This window comes from Dyadobacter sp. 22481, assembly GCF_052044875.1.
Classification (GTDB): domain Bacteria; phylum Bacteroidota; class Bacteroidia; order Cytophagales; family Spirosomataceae; genus Dyadobacter; species Dyadobacter endophyticus.
In genome coordinates this window covers 646,107-662,974 of sequence record NZ_JBQENV010000003.1, presented here as the reverse complement: position 1 = coordinate 662,974, position 16,868 = coordinate 646,107, and the positions used below count along the sequence as shown (strand labels likewise).

At 51.4% G+C, this 16,868-nt stretch carries 10 protein-coding genes; all 10 read right to left on the bottom strand.

What is annotated here, in order from left to right:
- Positions 1–107: 107 nt before the first annotated feature.
- The 10 genes from ACTJJJ_RS21520 to ACTJJJ_RS21475 all read right to left on the bottom strand — a co-directional run bounded on the left by ACTJJJ_RS21520 (position 108) and on the right by ACTJJJ_RS21475 (position 16,867).
- Complete coding sequence (locus ACTJJJ_RS21520; protein WP_440702992.1) at positions 108–779, bottom strand: hypothetical protein; 672 nt, start codon at positions 777–779, stop codon at positions 108–110.
- Between the two features lie 115 nt (positions 780–894).
- Positions 895–1,737, bottom strand: coding sequence for an endonuclease/exonuclease/phosphatase family protein (locus ACTJJJ_RS21515; RefSeq protein ID WP_440702991.1), 843 nt, complete (start codon positions 1,735–1,737; stop codon positions 895–897).
- A gap of 118 nt (positions 1,738–1,855) precedes the next feature.
- Positions 1,856–3,454, bottom strand: coding sequence for a RagB/SusD family nutrient uptake outer membrane protein (locus tag ACTJJJ_RS21510; RefSeq protein WP_188935495.1), 1,599 nt, complete (start codon positions 3,452–3,454; stop codon positions 1,856–1,858).
- A 33-nt stretch (positions 3,455–3,487) separates the two neighbouring features.
- Positions 3,488–6,928 carry a TonB-dependent receptor gene (locus ACTJJJ_RS21505; protein ID WP_229222768.1) on the bottom strand — a complete coding sequence of 1,147 codons (3,441 nt, stop codon included), beginning with the start codon at positions 6,926–6,928 and terminating at the stop codon, positions 3,488–3,490.
- 193 nt (positions 6,929–7,121) lie between these two features.
- Positions 7,122–8,225 (bottom strand): FecR family protein, encoded by a 1,104-nt coding sequence (locus ACTJJJ_RS21500; protein WP_188935493.1) that lies wholly within the window; start codon positions 8,223–8,225, stop codon positions 7,122–7,124.
- 89 nt (positions 8,226–8,314) lie between these two features.
- Positions 8,315–8,908 (bottom strand): RNA polymerase sigma factor, encoded by a 594-nt coding sequence (locus tag ACTJJJ_RS21495; RefSeq protein ID WP_188935491.1) that lies wholly within the window; start codon positions 8,906–8,908, stop codon positions 8,315–8,317.
- Positions 8,909–9,068: 160 nt separating this feature from the next.
- Positions 9,069–10,298, bottom strand: coding sequence for a purple acid phosphatase family protein (locus ACTJJJ_RS21490; RefSeq protein WP_229222760.1), 1,230 nt, complete (start codon positions 10,296–10,298; stop codon positions 9,069–9,071).
- A 34-nt stretch (positions 10,299–10,332) separates the two neighbouring features.
- Entirely contained in the window at positions 10,333–12,063 is a 1,731-nt protein-coding gene (locus tag ACTJJJ_RS21485; RefSeq protein ID WP_188935489.1) for a RagB/SusD family nutrient uptake outer membrane protein, read from the bottom strand.
- 5 nt (positions 12,064–12,068) lie between these two features.
- Positions 12,069–15,680, bottom strand: coding sequence for a TonB-dependent receptor (locus ACTJJJ_RS21480; RefSeq protein ID WP_188935487.1), 3,612 nt, complete (start codon positions 15,678–15,680; stop codon positions 12,069–12,071).
- A gap of 161 nt (positions 15,681–15,841) precedes the next feature.
- Positions 15,842–16,867: a FecR family protein gene (locus tag ACTJJJ_RS21475; protein ID WP_188935484.1), complete on the bottom strand. Its 1,026-nt coding sequence runs from the start codon at positions 16,865–16,867 to the stop codon at positions 15,842–15,844.
- Position 16,868 lies beyond the last annotated feature (1 nt).

Here is a 16,868-nt window from a genome sequence, read left to right as displayed (position 1 = left end):
TATCAAAAAGGGCGATCGTTTCGAAGGTTCAAACGGTCGCCCTTTTGATTGTTATAAATGAAGTCTTTATCAGCGGCCTTGCCGCAGCTCAATAAGAGCTGCGAACGTCATTTCTTAACAATCCCCTTACTTCGCTCTTTCAAAAACCGGTAATTCCGATGATGCGCCAGCGACGGGTCAAGTCTTTCAAATAACCTCCTGTCTTTTAGTGCAAACCAATCAACCTTCAACAAGTACAGGCTGACATATGACCGGGGATGAGCAGTGATAAATTCAGCGGTTGCATCCCAAAGTTTTTCCCGTTCCGCCGCCTGCAGCCCAATCCAATAGCGGACGCTGTCGGGCAGATTTCTTTTCTTAGCGTGAGCCTCCGCGAGTAGGTAACCGTCCAGACGCTTGTCGGAAGGCCGTTGGACGTGGGTCTGGTACTTCTGCCATTCTTCATTGCTCCTGGAATGGCTCACGACCGATTTTGCCAGGTTGCCGGTATCCAGGCGGATTTCCGTGCCTGGGTCAAAGAAGAATGTCAGTGCCCCTTTCTTTTGTGAAACCTGGAATTGGTAGAGGTCCGGAAGCAGATCCGGGTCCATGGTCAAATGCGTTGTGTCGAAGCCGAGTTTGATGGAATGCACTACCGCAGCAAATCCCTTTTCCCTTGTCAGCAAAATGGCGTTTTTATCGTTCCAGGACTTTGGAGCAACGATTTTGATTTTGACGCTTTGCGTTGCAGTAAAAGAAAGGCCGGTTATCGCAATAATCAGGAAACGGAGTATTTGCATTTCGACGAGATAGGCAGATTGGGAACGACTTTACAATTTAATATTAATTTTATCGTAAATGCATTTATGACGTTGGTGGCCGGTTGATGCAAAGAACGCACACACCGCCAGGTGCTTATTTAATCTCCACCTTCACCAACACCGGCTGGTGATCTGATGGATAACGCTGCTCTTTCGAATCAGTTAGTACGCCGTATTTCAGCACATCTACATTTTTGCTTACAAAGATATAATCGATGCGGGTCTTCATTTCTGCGTCGAATTTGAAGCTGTTGAAGGTTCCTTCCGGCCCGTATGGGGCTTGTTTAGTGACATTGTGCGTGTCGTTGAGCAAGCCACTGATCGTTTTCATCTGCTCGGTGTCCGGTGTCGAGTTGAAGTCGCCGGTGAGAATGGCGGTATTGTTTCCTGCGATTTCCTTGATCTTTTTCACCATCAAATGCCCCGACTGTCTGCGGGCTTCCACACCCTGGTGATCGAAATGTACGTTGAAGAAATAGAATTTCTTTTTGGTATTCACATCCTCGAATTGTGCCCATGAGCAAATGCGGTTACAGCATTTTGCATCCCAGCCCAGCCCGGGCTTGTCGGGTGTTTCGCTCAGCCAGAAATCGCCTGATTTGAGCAGTTTGAAACGGGCTTTCTTGTAAAAAATGGCCGAATGCTCGCCGCCTTCTTTCCCATCGTCGCGTCCCTTGCCGTAGTAGGCGAATTCCGGAAGTTCGGCGACGTCTTTCAGCTGGCCCACTAGTGCTTCCTGCACACCGAAAATGTCGAATTCATGGAAACGAACGAGGCCTTTGACATTCTCCTTGCGGTTGGGCCAGGCATTTACGCCGTCGTTGGGGGTGTTGTAGCGGAGGTTGTACGAACCTACATTCATAGTTGCGGTTTTCTGCGCATACGCCGCCGTTGCGAGCGAAACGAATGCCAAAAGGTAAAGGGTAATTTTTTTCATTGGGTATAGAGATGATTAATTAACTATAAAACAAAAGACCCCGAAGGGTCTCCTGTTGTGAAGCCAAAAATATACGATTAATGTTAACCCATGATGAAAATTCAAATCTGCAATATTATTACCAGCCGGGCGTCTGCTTGTAGGCACCGTTGCTGCGTGAGATTTCATCGGGATTCATAGGCCAGGCCATATGTTTGGCCGGGTCGAAGCTGCGTGCCGGCCAGATCACCTGCACTTTGTAAGGCGAGGCCGGGTCAGTTTTGTTATCGTGAATGCGACCGTGAAGCGGCATGTTGATCTTGTCGTAATCGCCCCAGCGTTTCAAGTCGGCGAGGCGGTCTGTCCATTCGCAGGCCAACTCTACGCGGCGCTCATGTTTGAGGTCGGCGAGGGTAGGTACCGCGATCGGCGCCAGACCTACGCGGGCGCGGATTTCGTTCAGCGGCGCTGCTGCTTCCGCATTCTTGTTTTGTTTAATCAATGCTTCCGCTTTGAAGAGCAATATTTCAGCGTATCGCATCAGCGGCAGGTTCAGCCGGGTCGACGGGCCGTCGCCGCTCTGATTGATCATCATGTTGCTGCCCGCATTCTCGTTGCTTCCGTAGCTGTAAGGCTCCATGTATTTGCGGATCTGAAAGCCCGAGAGGCTGTTGGTCGAGAAGTAGGAGCGCTCCTTTCCGAAATAAGTGAATTTATCGCCGAATTTCAGGATCGTCACCTCGCGGCGCGGGTCTTTCGCTTCATACTCGTCATAGAGCTCTTCGGTGGGCTGGAAGTAACCCCAGCCATTGAAAATGCCCCAACCTTTGTTTTCCAAAGATACACCCGGAAAGATGGAACCACCCTGAACGCCCGAGTTTACCGACCAGATGTATTCGCTCGTCCAGTTATTGTCGATCGTGAACACTGCCTGGTAATTGGCGGCTGGTGTTCCTTTACCCGTAATGAGCGCACGTGCACCTTCGTTTTTGATCTTATCGGCCAGGTCGGGGATCAATGCCCATTTGGAAGCATCATATTGTGCCCAATAGGCATATACTTTCACCATATAGCCCAATGCAGCAGCCTTGTGCGCGCGTCCCTGGTCGCCTGCGCCGTAGGTCTGGAACAAGGGAAGCAGGTCGGCGGCTTTTTGCAAATCGCTGATAATCTGCGCGTAGTTATCGGTCACGGAAGGAAGCTGCGGTGGTATCCGCTTGCCAAATTCCACATTTTCAGGGCCGTCGAAGGGAACACCGAGGTCTTTATGGCCCCAGGAGTAGGCAAGCCAGAAATGCGAGAACCCGCGGATAAAATAAGCCTCACCCAATGCGCGGTTTTTTACCGCATCCGACACGCCGGTCGCCGTCGGAATGCCCTGGATCACCTGATTGGCCTTATTCAGCATCCAGTACACATCGTTCCAGCAGTTGGCAATGGAGCCTTCCCGGCCGGTGATGTTGAAGTTCTTGATATTGTCGCTTTCCGCACGTACGCGGCCGGTCACGATGTCGTCGCTGGCATTCTGCATCCAGAACAGGTTCCGGCCCCAGGTATTCTCGTAGCCCATTGGCGCGTACATCGCAGCCACGGCCTTGTTCAGGTCCTCATCACTTTTCCAGAAGAACGCGGTGGTGGGGGAGCCGTTGGGTTTCGTATCTACCCAGCTTTCGGTACATGCGGATGCTCCTATGGCCATTACAATGGCAAGACCCGCATTTTTAATGATATGTTTCATGAGTCAAAGTCTTTGTTTGGTCGAATCTGGGTATTAGAATTTGAGCTTCACACCGGCTGAATACACACGTGCTACCGGATACTGACCGCCGTCGAGGCCGGGAGCGGTATAGCGCCCGTCGATGAGCTGACTGCCGATCTCGGGGTCCATGCCGGAGTATTTGGTGAATGTCAGAAGGTTGTCGCCGCTTACGTACACGCGCAGGTTAGGCTTGCCGGGTTTGCTTTTGAATGTATAACCGATGATCAGGTTCTTCAAACGCAGGTAATTACCGTTTTCAAGATACCAGTCCGAATTGGTCGAGAAATTCTTGTTCGGATCGTTCGCCCTGATCTTGGGAATATCGGAGCCGGTATTGGTTTCCGACCATGCGTCGAGGATTTTGTCCCAACGGTTGTAGCCCTGCTCCGCACCGTTCAATGTTGATTGCTTGAATGCATTGAACAACTTAACACCCCCTACACCCTGGAAGAAGATACTGAAATCAAAGTTTTTCCAGTTAGCATTAGCCGTAATACCGTAAGTAACTTTCGGGAATGCATTGCCCATGTACACGCGGTCTGAGTCGTCGATCTTGCCGTCACCGTTTTCATCCACGAATTTAAGATCACCCGCCTTCGCATTAGGCTGAATGCGGTCGCCTTTGGGCCCCACGTATGCCGCAGCGGCTTCGTCGGTTTGGAAAATACCCGCATTTTTGATTAGCCAATAAGAAAAATAAGGTTGACCGACCGTGGAACGGAATGGGACCAGAATGCTTCTCCATGCATCGCCATGCGTCCATACCGAGTTCGGGTTTTCATCGATGTAATCGACACGGTTTTTGAGGGTAGCAAAGTTACCGCCGATCTCGTAGCCCAATTCGCCGATCTGATCGTGCCAGCTGGCCGCAAATTCAAAACCGGTGTTTCTGATCTTGCCCTGGTTGATATAAGGCGCACCATAGCCGTTAGTATTCGTCCATTCGGTGTCTTGCTGCTTGATCAGGTCGTAGGTCAGTTTGTTAAAGTAATCGGCAGTAATGGTCAGTTTTTCTTTCAGCAAGCTAATATCCAAACCGAAATCCGTCTGCTGCGAAGTTTCCCACGACAGCTCGGGGTTAAACCTTGAATTGACGTACAAACCATTGCTGATAGGCGCTCCGTTACCAACCTGGTAGGTGTTATTGGGCGTCAGGTTAGGATAGCCATAATATCTTCCGATGGAGCCGATGTTGCCGATGCGGCCCCAGCTTGCACGGAGTTTGAAAAGATCAACTCCTTTTACATTGAAGAAAGGCTCGGAACTCAGTTTCCAGGCACCTGTGAAACCCGGATAGCCTTTGGCGCGGAAGCCCTCGGCGAGGCGGCCGGCAATGTCGTAGCGATAGCTGGCGGTCACAAAGTAGCGGTCGGCCCAGCTGTACGACAGACGGCCTACATACGAGGCATTGCGGTCTTTCCACTCGTCGTCACCCGGCCGGTTCTGGTCAAAAATGGATGCATTTACAAAGAATTGAGCCCAGTCGGCTTCATTTTCGAAACCTTTTGCGGCAATGTTGAAATTGCGGTTACCATTTTCCTGCGCGGTCATGGAAGCCATTGCGCCTAAGTTGTGACGGCCGAATACGCGGGAGTAGTTGGCCGTATTTTCCCAAATCCAGTGATAGCCACGGTCGGTAGAGTAGGAGAGGGTATTTTGGTTGTTCGGCTTACCCGGCTCTGTTCTTTTTGGCTCGAAACTCTTTCTGAGCGAGCTGTTCTGGCGGTAGCTGAAACGGGTCAGGAAGCTCAATCCGGGAATAATATCGGAATAACCCAGCTCGGTAACCGACTGCATATCGTTGCTTTTGTTGTAGGGCCTGTTGCGAAGCAGTGTACCTACGGGGCTGATCGCATCACCGTGGATACCCAGGTACTGCGAGTCGCGCGGGCCTACACCGCCAAAGGTACCGTCATCATAATAAGCTGTGGCCGAGCGTGGCATGTAAATGGCCGAAAGTACCGTTCCGCTGTAACCGCTCGTCGTTTCGGTCCCGCGGTTATCATTGTTATTGTAAAAAAGCTCCTGACGTAGTTTGAGCTTATCCGTGAACTTGTACATCGCATTGAAACGCACCGACAAATTCTGAGCGTAAGTGTTGATCAGCGTGCCCTCGTCGCGCTCGTAGCGGCCCTGCAAAAGCGTCGAAAACTTGTCGGTACCGGCATTGAAACTGATATTATGGCGCTGAATAAGGCCGGTGCGGAAGATTTCGTCGATCCAGTCGGTGCGGGTGACTTGCGCGTAGGGGTTCTTGGTAGCATCCCAGCCGTCGAGCGGGGCAAGGCCGGCATTGGTGTAGGCCAGGTTGGAAACCTTGGCTTCGTCCGCCGCGGTAAGCGACTGCGGCAGTTTCCAGGCTTGTTTCATACCCATAAAACCACTGTATTCGATGCTCGGCTTGCCTTGTGACGCCTGGCGTGTGGTGATGAGGATTACGCCGGCCGAACCGGAGAATGCACCGTAAATAGCTGCCGAAGCCGCATCTTTCAGAACCGTAATGGATTCGATATCAGCCGGGTTGTAAGGTGCATTAGGCACGCCATCTACCACGTAGAGCACGCTTTCACCCCCGCGCGAGCCGGTACCGCGAATGGTAATGTTGGGCGTTTGGTTGGGATGCCCGCCATTGCTGACAGCCGTCACACCAGCCACTTTGCCCTGGATCATGCTGCCGACATTCAATACCGGCCGGTTTTTGATCTGGTCCATATCGGGAACGGTCGCAACAGAGGCAGATAAATCGGCCTTTTTTACTGTACCATAACCAATTACCACCACTTCCTGCAACGATTTGGTATCCGATAAAAGTGTCACTTCCAACTCGGACTGATTTCCAACATTCACTTCCTGCGCGAGGTAGCCTACGAAGCTGAAAACAAGCTGAGCATCGCCATTGGGGATTTCTATTTCAAATGTCCCGTTCGCTTCGGTGGAGGTGCCGTGCTGGGTGCCCTTTACCACCACACTTACGCCCGGCAGCGGCTCCTTTGTGTCTCCGGCAATGACTTTCCCGCGAATTACCCGCTCGATGAGGTCCTCTTCGCCGGATATTTCGAGCAGGCTCGTGTCGTTTATGCCCGAGGTTTTGCTTGGCTTCCGGTTCAGGATAATGTAATCTTTGGAAACCGAATAGCGGATATTCAACGGTGCCAGCAACTGGTCGAGCACGGTGGATAGCCGCTGGTTTTCAGCCGTAACGGTCACTTTCTGGTTTCGTACGAGCGAGGGCACGTACGAGAACCGGACGCCGGTCGACTTTTCGAGGCTTGTGAGCACCTGGCGCAGTTCCTGGCGCTCGGCTTTCAGGGTCACGGAGCGTTGCAGCAGTTCTTGTGCGAGCCCGTTACTGGCGAGCGACAAGCTGCTGAACAGCAGGGTCAGTATGAACGGTATGCATGCAATTTTCATCACAGTCACCAGATACGTTAGTGGTCGACTACTTTTTTTCATAAATTCGAATGGTTTTGATGAATTCTGGACAAAGCCCTCCCGCGCTCCGATTTTGACGGAACTGTCCTTCTGTTGAAATGAACCGGGAGAAATCAGGCCGGTAATGCTGCAATCATTGCCGGCTTTTTAATGAATCTGGGTCAAGATTTTGCCATAGGGAGAAGGGTGGTTTGGGTTGAAAGGAAAACTTGAATTATTCGCAGCCCTGCCCCGTGATAACGACCTGTCCGTCGGTTACCTGGTAGCTTGCTTCGATGGTAGAGCAGATTATTCCTAACTTATCAAAGAATGGCTCGTCGCGCAGCGCAACACTCAGAGAGCAGTTTCCGAGCCGTACGGAGTCGTATAAAATGGGTATTCCGTAGGTTTCCTGCATGAGCCTGAATACTTCCGCAACCGGCTGGTTGTCAAATGTAAAGTCGGGCTTTGCAACGGCGTGCGCGATGGCCACCGGGTTTTCGGTGATGCTGCGTTCCAGAACCGGCCGTTCGGCGGTAAATACCACCTGCTGATTGGGCGTCAGCAGCATAACGGTGCCCGGCATATCGATGCCCGGCACGCCCAACTCATTTCCGGCGAGGTCTTTTGCCTGCATTACCGCCACTTTCCCTGTGCGAACGATCACTTCTACGCGCTCCGAAGAAGATTTAATGGTAAAACTCGTTCCAACTACTCGTGTGACGAGGTCATTGGCATACACAAAGAAAGGATTCGCCTTGTCTTTCCGGACTTCGAAAAATGCTTCTCCCGAGAGAAATACCTCTCTTTTATGATTTTGAACAAAAACCGGTGCATAGCTTACCGACGCATTGGGCATCAGCTGTATTTCACTGCCATCCGGCAGGCTTACCTTCATCGGTTTTTTGCCGCTGTTGGAGATTTCTTTCAACGGGACAGGGGATGCGGAGACGTAGCGTTTATACGTGTAGTCGCTTTTTTGAAATGCGTTATTACCGGAAATCAACCAGCCAAGCCCCACCAGCATAAGCACCGCCGCCGCGGCATACCACCAACGGAGCTGGACAATGCCGGTTTTCCGGGCGGGTATTGTTCTTACGGATTCGTTCAGTATACGGTTCACCTCGTGATCGAGCTCTTCGTGTGTGAGGTCGCTGGGGTGCTTTTCCCAGGTAAGGATCAGTTCGGCTGCCTGGTCCATCAGCAGCGCCTTTTCGGGGAATTCCGAACGGAGTTTGGCCCAAAAAAAGTCATTTCGCGGCTGGCCGTTTTTTACCCACACCCTGAAATCGTCATCAGTCAGGAAATCTTCCAGGTTGTAGTGGTAAAATGGATGCATCGGTTTGAGGTGAATGTGTTCTAATAGTATAATCCTCCGCGACCGTCAGGATCATGGAAGAATGAAGAAAAAATTTAAAAAATTTTGGATTAGTGCCCTCCCGTGAGAAAAATCAGGAGCAGGCTTACGACCAGAAGCCATTTTTCACGGAACATTTTCAGGCTCTCATACAGGAGATTAGCCGTAGCCGGGCGCGAAATGTTGAGGATTTCGGCAATGCGCTCATTGGAAAGGTCCTGGTAAAATTTCAGGTGGATGATTTCCTGCTGCCGGGGCGTAAGCGACTGGATAATATGCTGAATGCGGGATAGCTTTTCCGCGGCGAATTCGGTGAGAATCAGCTCGCTTTCAATGGAGTTGGCCGTTTCGTGGAAATCCTCGGGCGTGTGTTCCAATGCAAGGAATACTTCCGGCCGGGCTTCGAGCCGGTTACTGTTCTTGAATATGCGGTTGCGGAGGCTGGTAAGCAGGTAGGGCTTGATCTGGTCGGTCTTGCCGAGTGACTCCCTGCGTTCCCACAAATGAAGAAAAAGATCGTGGACAAGGTCTTTGAGAATGTCGCGGTCGCTCACAAAACGCCTTCCATAATCGAACAACGGTCGGTAGTAGTTGCGCAAAAGTTGCTCGAAGGCAAGCGGGTCGCCTTCCCTGAACTTCTGCCAAAGTACCGAGTCCTGTTCCACGAAAAATGGGTTACGTCAGGAGCAAATGTACCATTTTTCTTTGTGGGCAAAAATCCGGTTTGAGCAGCGGCAATTATTTAATGTTGGGTTAATATTTTAAATAACCGGAGGTGTAAAAAATACGGCAGCAAACCGGTTGATTTACTGCCGTATGGCTTGGCTATTTGTTCTTCTTAGGAATCAGGAACTTGCCTACGAGCTCGCCGTCATCGCGGATCATTTTCAGGTCCAGCTGCTTACGGGTAGCGTGAAGTTTAATGAGCGTTCGCTTGCCTTCGAGCGGCCCGCCACCGATCACGATCGGCCAGTTATGGTCCGCATCGGGCTCGTGCGTCATGTACCTGTGTGTATGCCCGGAAATTTGCAGGTCAATTTTAGCTTTATTTAAAACCGGCCCGAACAGTGCCCGCCCATGTAGGGTACCATGCCAATCACCCGAGTGGTAGGGTGAAATGTGGATCAAAAGCACGCGGAAATCGGCCTTTTTGAACTCTGGTGATTCGATTTCCCTTTCCAGCCATTTCTTCTGCACCTCGCGGTAGCGGTCAAATGCCGACAGACCGCCGTATTCAACGCTATCGTCGGTCTTGTCCTCGCCCGAATCGAGCACGATGAAATGGACCGGCCCGCGTGTGAAAGAGAAATAATATTTATTGTCAGGATAGGCGTAATACTCCGGGATGTGCCGCGAAAAGCTACCCCGGCATTCATGGTTGCCCTGGGTGAGCAGGAACGGGAATTCCGTCGCGAAAATGTCCACCGACGGTTTAATCAAATGATCCACCATTTGCTGCTCTTCGGTTACCCAGTCGAAACAGTCGCCGTTGAAAACCACGAAATCGTAGTCTTTGGTATTACCGGTGTAGCCGTGGCGGTACAGCAGCTGCGGGATGATCTGCGGGCGGTCGTGAATATCATTGAATACAACCATTTTGAACTCATCCTCATTTTGTCCCCAGGTTTTGAAACCGTATAATGGGCTGGCAATGGTTTCACCAAATTCCACTTTCGAGCCTTTATAACCCAGCACTTCCGTGGACACGATCTTGTATTTGTGCTCAGTGCCCGGCGTAAGGTTCGTCAATGTGATCTTATTGATCCGGTTGTTTGCCTCAATGAGCCCATTGTTGTAGCCGAATTCGCGCTTGCTGGTGTAGGTACCCGCACCGTACTCGACCCAGCTGAAACAGTTTTTATGGGTGATCCACATGATGGTGACCTCATCGGAACCCATATTCTGTAAATAGGGGCCGGCCACGAAATGGTTTTTATCGTCAGCGACGGGCGGCGCATCCGCTGCATTGGCAACCTGCGAACCGGCTAGCGGCAGCAGGCTCAGCGCCCCGATCCGAGACATTTTTTCAAGAAACGACCTTCTGTCTGAAAGCATAAAAATTAAGGGTTAGGAATAGTCGGTAAATGCATTACTCCCAATTAGGGTTTTGCGTCAGGTTGGTGTTCAACAGGCGCTCCTGCTTGGGAATCGGGTAAAGGTAATCCCGGTTTTCGATGAATTTCTTGGTAATATGGCCGTTCACGACGATGTTGCCGCCCTTCGCGCCATTTTCCAGCGACACATCGCTGCCCAGTTTCAAAAGCTGCGCGCCTTTAATATCGGGCTTGGTACCTTCGTAGATCACAACGTCAATGGTCCCGCTTTTGTCGAGATCATACTGGCCGGGACCGGGGAAGTACATGCCTTTGTATTGTTTGGTCAAAGCCTGCCCTTCTTTCCAGCGAATAATATCATCCCAGCGGAAGAAATTCTCCATCACCAGTTCAATGCGGCGTTCACGACGGATTTCGAGGATCACACCCAGGTTCTTACCGCTGATCTGCGTGTATTGTGCGGCCTGGTAAGGGTCCGGCTTGGCATTGGCCTGGTCCATGTTGATATTCGGCATGCCTACGCGGTCGCGGGTGAGCTTGGTGGAAATATCGAGATCGGCCTGGGTCAGGTTGCCTTTTTCGGCTTTGGCTTCGGCGTAATTCAGGAGTACTTCGGCGTAGCGGAAAACCGGCATGTCGGTAATGTCCTTCGAGAATGTATCCCATTTGGGTGCCGACACGAATTTGATGAGCTGGTAGCCCGTTACAGTGGCGCCAAACTCCGGTACCAGTTGAGCCGTTTCGCCTATGCGCGTGTACCCCGGCGTGCGGATCGTCTGCGCAAGGCGCGGATCGCGGTTTTGAACTTCATCATAGAACTGCATGGTTTCGTAACCCTTCACATCGGTAAACCGTGAGCCGTCGGCCATCAGATAGCTGTTCACCAATTTCTTTTCCAGGCCCGGGCGGCCATAGGAAGCCGTCATGGTGTAGTAGTTCAGGTTATGGTAAACCTGCAATTCATCGCTGAAATCGCGGGCAAGGATCACCTCGTCGGGGATCGCATTGTCGGATGAGAACAGCTTCATGTAGGCGGTCGCCGGCGTGGCCTTGTAAATAGAATAGCCGCTGTTTTTCATCAGGTCTTCCGAAGCGGAAATACATGCGTCGAGAAACTTGTCGGCATTGGGCAGGTTGTATTCCGGGTGGTATTTGCGGAACGTGCCTTCAAACAAGCCGATACGCGATTTCAATGCCAATGCGGTGAATTTGGTAATGGTGGTCACCTGGCGGCTGGCGTCCAGGTTGGCGATCGCGTAGTCGATATCGGCCATGACGGAGTCCATCACGAGGGTGCGCGGGTCGCGGGCTTTGGTAAGCAACGCCTGGTCTTCAAGCTCGATGGTGGTCGAGTACCACGGCACATCGCCAAAGCGTTTGACCATTCCAAAATAGAAATAGGCGCGGAAGAAACGGGCGAGGCCATTGTATTTGGCTACGGCCTTTTTATCGGGGCATTTGCCGGAATTGGCAAGGAAATAATTGATACTCCGCAAATTACCCCAGCCCCAGCCACCGCCGCTCGTAGGCACCACGCGGGTGCCTTGCAACTCGTCGCGCAAGCTCGTTTTAATCACATTATCTACATCCTCATTGTAGATATCTTCGGCGGACGGCAATGCATTGTAAAAGGAATTGGTATAAAGCAAAAGGTCGTTTTCAGTATTGAAAAACGTCTCCGGCGAGATCGCATCCTGCGGGAGCTGGTCCAGGTCGCAAGCCACCAGGCCGAGTGAAATGGCTATTATGCTAAGTATTTTTTTCATCGGAATTAGAATGTAAGGTTGAGACCGGCTGAAATCGTTTTCGACAATGGATAAGTACGTCCATTGGTTCCGTCGCCGTCGAACTGCTCAGGATCGATGTATTTCGAGCGTAGCGGGGTGTAGGTCAGCAGGTTTTCGCCGCTGATGTAGATCCTCGCCCTCGGAATGCGTACCAGCTTGCTGATGCGCTCCGGAACCGTGTAGCCGATCACGACGTTTTTCAGGCGTAGGTAACCTACGTTTTGAATGTAACGGTCGTTGGTCGAGCGGAGGTCGCCACCGTCGTTAAGGGCCGTGTAGCCGCGCAACACCGGGAAATAGGCATTCGGGTTTTCGGGCGTCCAGATATCGCTTCCGAAATCTTTCGGGATAAATGAGTAGTAGGGACGTGAATAGGGGCCCCAGAACTTATCCGCATTGTTGCCCGGATACCAGTTCCGGCGAAGGATACCCTGTGCCAATGCCGATATATCGAAGCCGTTCCATGAAGCGCCAAGGTTCAAGCCGTAGCGAAAGCGTACGCGGTTGTTGCCCACAATCTTCATATCGCCCGGGTCTGCGAGCGTGTTGGAGCCGTTGTTGATTTTGCCGTCACCATTCAGGTCCACGAAACGCAGGTCACCGGCTTGCAGCTTGCTCCATTCGCCCGGGGCGCTCAGGCGCTGCTTGTTGACGAACGATTGGTCGATCTTGAATGCCTGCGCTTCTTCGTTGCTCTGGAACATTCCGTCAATGGAGTACCCCCACATTTCACCGATCGTCTGGCCTACGTAAGGGCTCGAAAGCACTTTGTTGGGGTTGTCGTATTTGGTGATTTTGGATTTAGAATCCGAAACAATGAAGGATACATTATACGAGAGTGGCTTGCCGGCCAGTTTAACCATATCTGCCCAGGCAATGGACAATTCAAATCCCTTTGTTTGCAAATCACCCGCATTCTGGGTTGGAACCGTCGCGCCGTAAACCGATGGAAGAACCTGTCCGGGGATCAGCATATCCGTGGTTTTACGAATGTAGCCGTCGAATGAAACGTTCAGGCGGTTTTTCAGCAAAGTCGCGTCGATACCGATATTGGAAGTGGTGGCCGATTCCCAGGTCAATCCTGCTGAAATAGGTGCCGGACTGCTCACATATTGTAATTTCTGGCCGTTGGTGATCCAGGTCGATTGCGCCGTAGGCATCATCGGCACATAAGGGTAGAAGCTGGCCGAGCTAGGGTTGTTATTAAAGTTCGGAGGCAGCTGGTTGCCCAGGGTTCCATAAGAAGCGCGGAGTTTCAGGTTATTCACCACATTACGGACCGGTTCGAAGAAGTTTTCTTCGCTCAGGCGCCATCCTGCCGACACCGACGGGAAGAACCCGAAACGCTTGCTCTCGCCGAACCGCGAGGTGCCGTCGTAGCGACCGTTCACTTCGAGCAGGTATTTGCCCTCGTAATCGTAATTGGCGCGGAAGAATGCACCGAAAAGCTCATACTGGTAGGCACCGCCGCCTGAGAGCTGCTCGCCCGTACCGAGGTTCAGGTCGTTGAGGCTTTCCGAAAGCAGATTTTTACGCGAACCGGCCAATACCTGATGCTTACGTGTTTCGTAGTTGATACCCGCTGTCGCACTCACATAGTGTTTGCCGAAAGTATGGTTGTATGCCGAGAACACGTTCACCACATTCTGCGGATCGAACCAGAAAGTTTTCTTTAACTGGTCGGTGTTGTAGTTGGGCACGGTGGTGAGAATGCCCGGCTGGATAGAGTAGGTCGCCACCGCCGAACGGTACCAGTCGTCGGTAATGTAGAACGAATAGGAGTGGTTCGCGGTAAGGTTCCAGTTCTTGGCCAGATTCATCTCTACAGTGTTAATGGTCGTTAGCTCGTGCACTTTCTGCTCGCCGCCTGCTACTCCTTTCAAAAGGTTGGCAAACAAACCGTCACCGATCGAATAGTTGTTTTTCAAGGTGTTGTAGGTAGGCGTGCCATCGGGGTTGCGCGGCGCGTAAATAGGCAACGCGTGCACGGTGATGGCCACGAAGTTGGCATTGGCGCCGCCTTCGAGACCCGGATATTTGTATTTCGAATCGAAATACATGGTATTGTTGCTCACTTTCAGCCAGGGCGTCAGCTGCGCGTTGATCTTGCTGCGCAGGGTATAGGAAGTGAATTTGTCGGTGTTGATCCGCATGATCCCGTCCTTTTCATACACCGAACCGGAGAGGAAATAGTTGATCTTGTCGGTCCCGCCGGAAAGGTTCAGGTTATGCTGGCGCGACGGCTGGCTCATGTTGAATATCGTATTCCACCAGTCGTAGTTACCATAATAGTTGTAAATGTCTTTGCCATTCACATTCTTGGTAACGACCCACGGGCGCGCAGGATTTTCGGTTTTGTCGTAACGACGCGCTTCGATTTCCTTGTAATCCTCCTCCGAATAGCGGGTATAGCTGTTACCGGTCGCGCGGGTAAAGGCCTCATCATTTATTTTTACATAATCATAACCATTGGTCATGAAATCGGTGTTGATGGTCGGTTTCGACCAGCCGAAGTTGTTGCTGTAAGACACGGTAGTCTTGCCGTTTTTCGCGGTTTTGGTGGTAACCAATATCACCCCGAAAGCGCCGCGGGCACCATAAATGGCCGAAGCGGCCGCATCTTTCAATACCGAAACGGACTCGACGTCACCGGGGTTAATGCGGTTGATGTCACCGGGGATACCGTCGATCAGCACGAGCGGCGAGCCACCGTTAACCGACGTCTCCCCACGTACGTTCAAAGAACCTCCCTTGCCCGGCTGGCCTGTGCTGAACGAAATGTTCAGGTTAGGTACCATCCCTTGCAGGATCTGCGACATGTTGTTCAAAGGTCTGTTTTCCAGGTCTTTGGATTGCACCTGAGAAACCGCGCCGGTCAGGTTTACGCGTTTCTGCGTTCCATAACCAACCACAACAAGCTCCGATAACGCCTTATTATCAGCCTGCAAAGTCACATTGATTTCCGTGCGGTTACCCACCACGATTTCCTGCGAAACATAGCCCACAAAGCTGAAAACCAGTGCCGATTCTACATTCGGCACGGTGAGTTCGAACTTTCCGTTGCCATCGGTGGTTGTACCCTGCGAAGTTCCCTTCACAACGATGCTCACACCCGGTAGCCTACCCTGCCCGTCCGACGAGCTGACAGTCCCGCGCACCTGGATTTCGGTGGGCAATACATATTGATGCAATTTTTCTTCCAGTTCGGGGATCACCGATTCTTCCCGGCTGACGCGCGTCTTCGCGAGCACGATCTGGTTATTGATTACTTTATAATTAATTCCTCGGGGCGCCAGCAACTGGTCCAGAATCCTGGAAAGCTTCTGGTTCTTCACATCGATGGTCACGTTTTCCTTCACAGAAACCCGGCTGCTGTACACAAAGCGGGTATTGGCACGGGTCTGGATCTCATTCAGGGCCTGTTTGAGCGAAACATTGCGGAGCGTGAGCGTCATGTCTTTGCTCAGCACTGACTGGGCCGCAGTTTCCTTCGCATAACTGCCGGCTGCGAGCGAGACGGCAAGAATCCATTGAAGCAGTCCAATGCGCATAATTTTTCGCCAGTCGACCGGCTTGTTACGTACTGTTTTTTGCATAATTTTGATTGTCTGATGGTTAGGCACTGTTGGATAAAACATCCTTTTGAAACGGTGGTACGAAGAAAAAGGATGGCACTGGGGCCGGGTAGTGGTGGTACACTTCCGGCCTTTTTTACGGTGGTACGGACGGGTTCATAAGTTTGTGGGCGTATTAGAGGTTAGTCACATGGTTCTCCGTTTATAGTAATGTGATTATCTGAAATGGTGTAGGTTACATCGAGCGAGGTACAGAGGATTTCAAGAATGTTGGGGAAAGTCTGCGACTCGAAGTTGGCCGTGAGGCCGCACTTGGCAAGGCCGGGATTCGTCAGTGAAATCGATACGTTGAAGCGTTTTTCGAGCTGTTCGATCACTTTTTTGAGTGGTGTTTCTTCAAATACAATGGTAACCGGCTCGTAAATCTCTTTTTTGGCCGGCAGCGGCGATGTTTTTGAAATAAGACGTTTTGAATCCAGTTCAAACAATGCCTGCTGCTGTGGTTTCAGGACCACTTCCTGTTTGTCCAGTTTTTTGTCGTATGCGGTCACCTGCACGCTACCCGTCACGACATCCACCTGAAATTTTTTCTGACTTTCGATCGCCTTCACGTTGAAGCTCGTTCCCAGCACCCGAATAATCATATCCCCGCTTTTGATATTGAAGGGGTGCGCCTTGTCTTTTTTGACATCGAAAAAACCTTCTCCTGAAAACTCAACAAACCGCTTGTTGGTGGCAAATGCGGTATGATACATAATGGTGGATTTTGGATGCATGGTCACGACGCTGCCATCCGGAAGCTTGTGCCGGACGACCTGTTTGCCGGTATTTTTGAAAGTGGTTACAGGCAATGCTTTTGACGGATCCGATTTCGCCCCTTTGACAGTAACCTCCGGTAATTGTACAGTTTTAAGGTTTCCGGCAAAGAAAATACCCAAAGCAACGAGTATAGAGGCTGCAATTCCCGCCAGCCAGTGCCAGGGTAACCGGTGTACCGGCCGTTCTTCTACCATATTCAGTTCCCGCCGGATGTTCCCGAATACCTCCTGTCGTATTTCATCCTGTTCGGTATCGGGCAGATGGTCCAGATAGCGCGGCTCTCCCTGCAGCGAAGCATACCATGCTTCGACCATTTCTTTTTCTGCGTCGGTGCATTCACCGGACAGGTATTTTTCGAGTAATGCGGGCGGAATACCGTTTGGCTTCATG

Excerpts from the sequence above, each read along its gene's own strand:
- ACTJJJ_RS21490 (WP_229222760.1), bottom strand. The coding sequence starts at position 10,298 with ATGCTTTCAGACAGAAGGTCGTTTCTTGAAAAAATGTCTCGGATCGGG.
- ACTJJJ_RS21510 (WP_188935495.1), bottom strand. The coding sequence starts at position 3,454 with ATGAAACATATCATTAAAAATGCGGGTCTTGCCATTGTAATGGCCATA.
- ACTJJJ_RS21505 (WP_229222768.1), bottom strand. The coding sequence starts at position 6,928 with ATGAAAAAAAGTAGTCGACCACTAACGTATCTGGTGACTGTGATGAAA.
- ACTJJJ_RS21520 (WP_440702992.1), bottom strand. The coding sequence starts at position 779 with ATGCAAATACTCCGTTTCCTGATTATTGCGATAACCGGCCTTTCTTTT.
- ACTJJJ_RS21480 (WP_188935487.1), bottom strand. The coding sequence starts at position 15,680 with ATGCAAAAAACAGTACGTAACAAGCCGGTCGACTGGCGAAAAATTATG.
- ACTJJJ_RS21500 (WP_188935493.1), bottom strand. The coding sequence starts at position 8,225 with ATGCATCCATTTTACCACTACAACCTGGAAGATTTCCTGACTGATGAC.
- ACTJJJ_RS21475 (WP_188935484.1), bottom strand. The coding sequence starts at position 16,867 with ATGAAGCCAAACGGTATTCCGCCCGCATTACTCGAAAAATACCTGTCC.
- ACTJJJ_RS21515 (WP_440702991.1), bottom strand. The coding sequence starts at position 1,737 with ATGAAAAAAATTACCCTTTACCTTTTGGCATTCGTTTCGCTCGCAACG.
- ACTJJJ_RS21485 (WP_188935489.1), bottom strand. The coding sequence starts at position 12,063 with ATGAAAAAAATACTTAGCATAATAGCCATTTCACTCGGCCTGGTGGCT.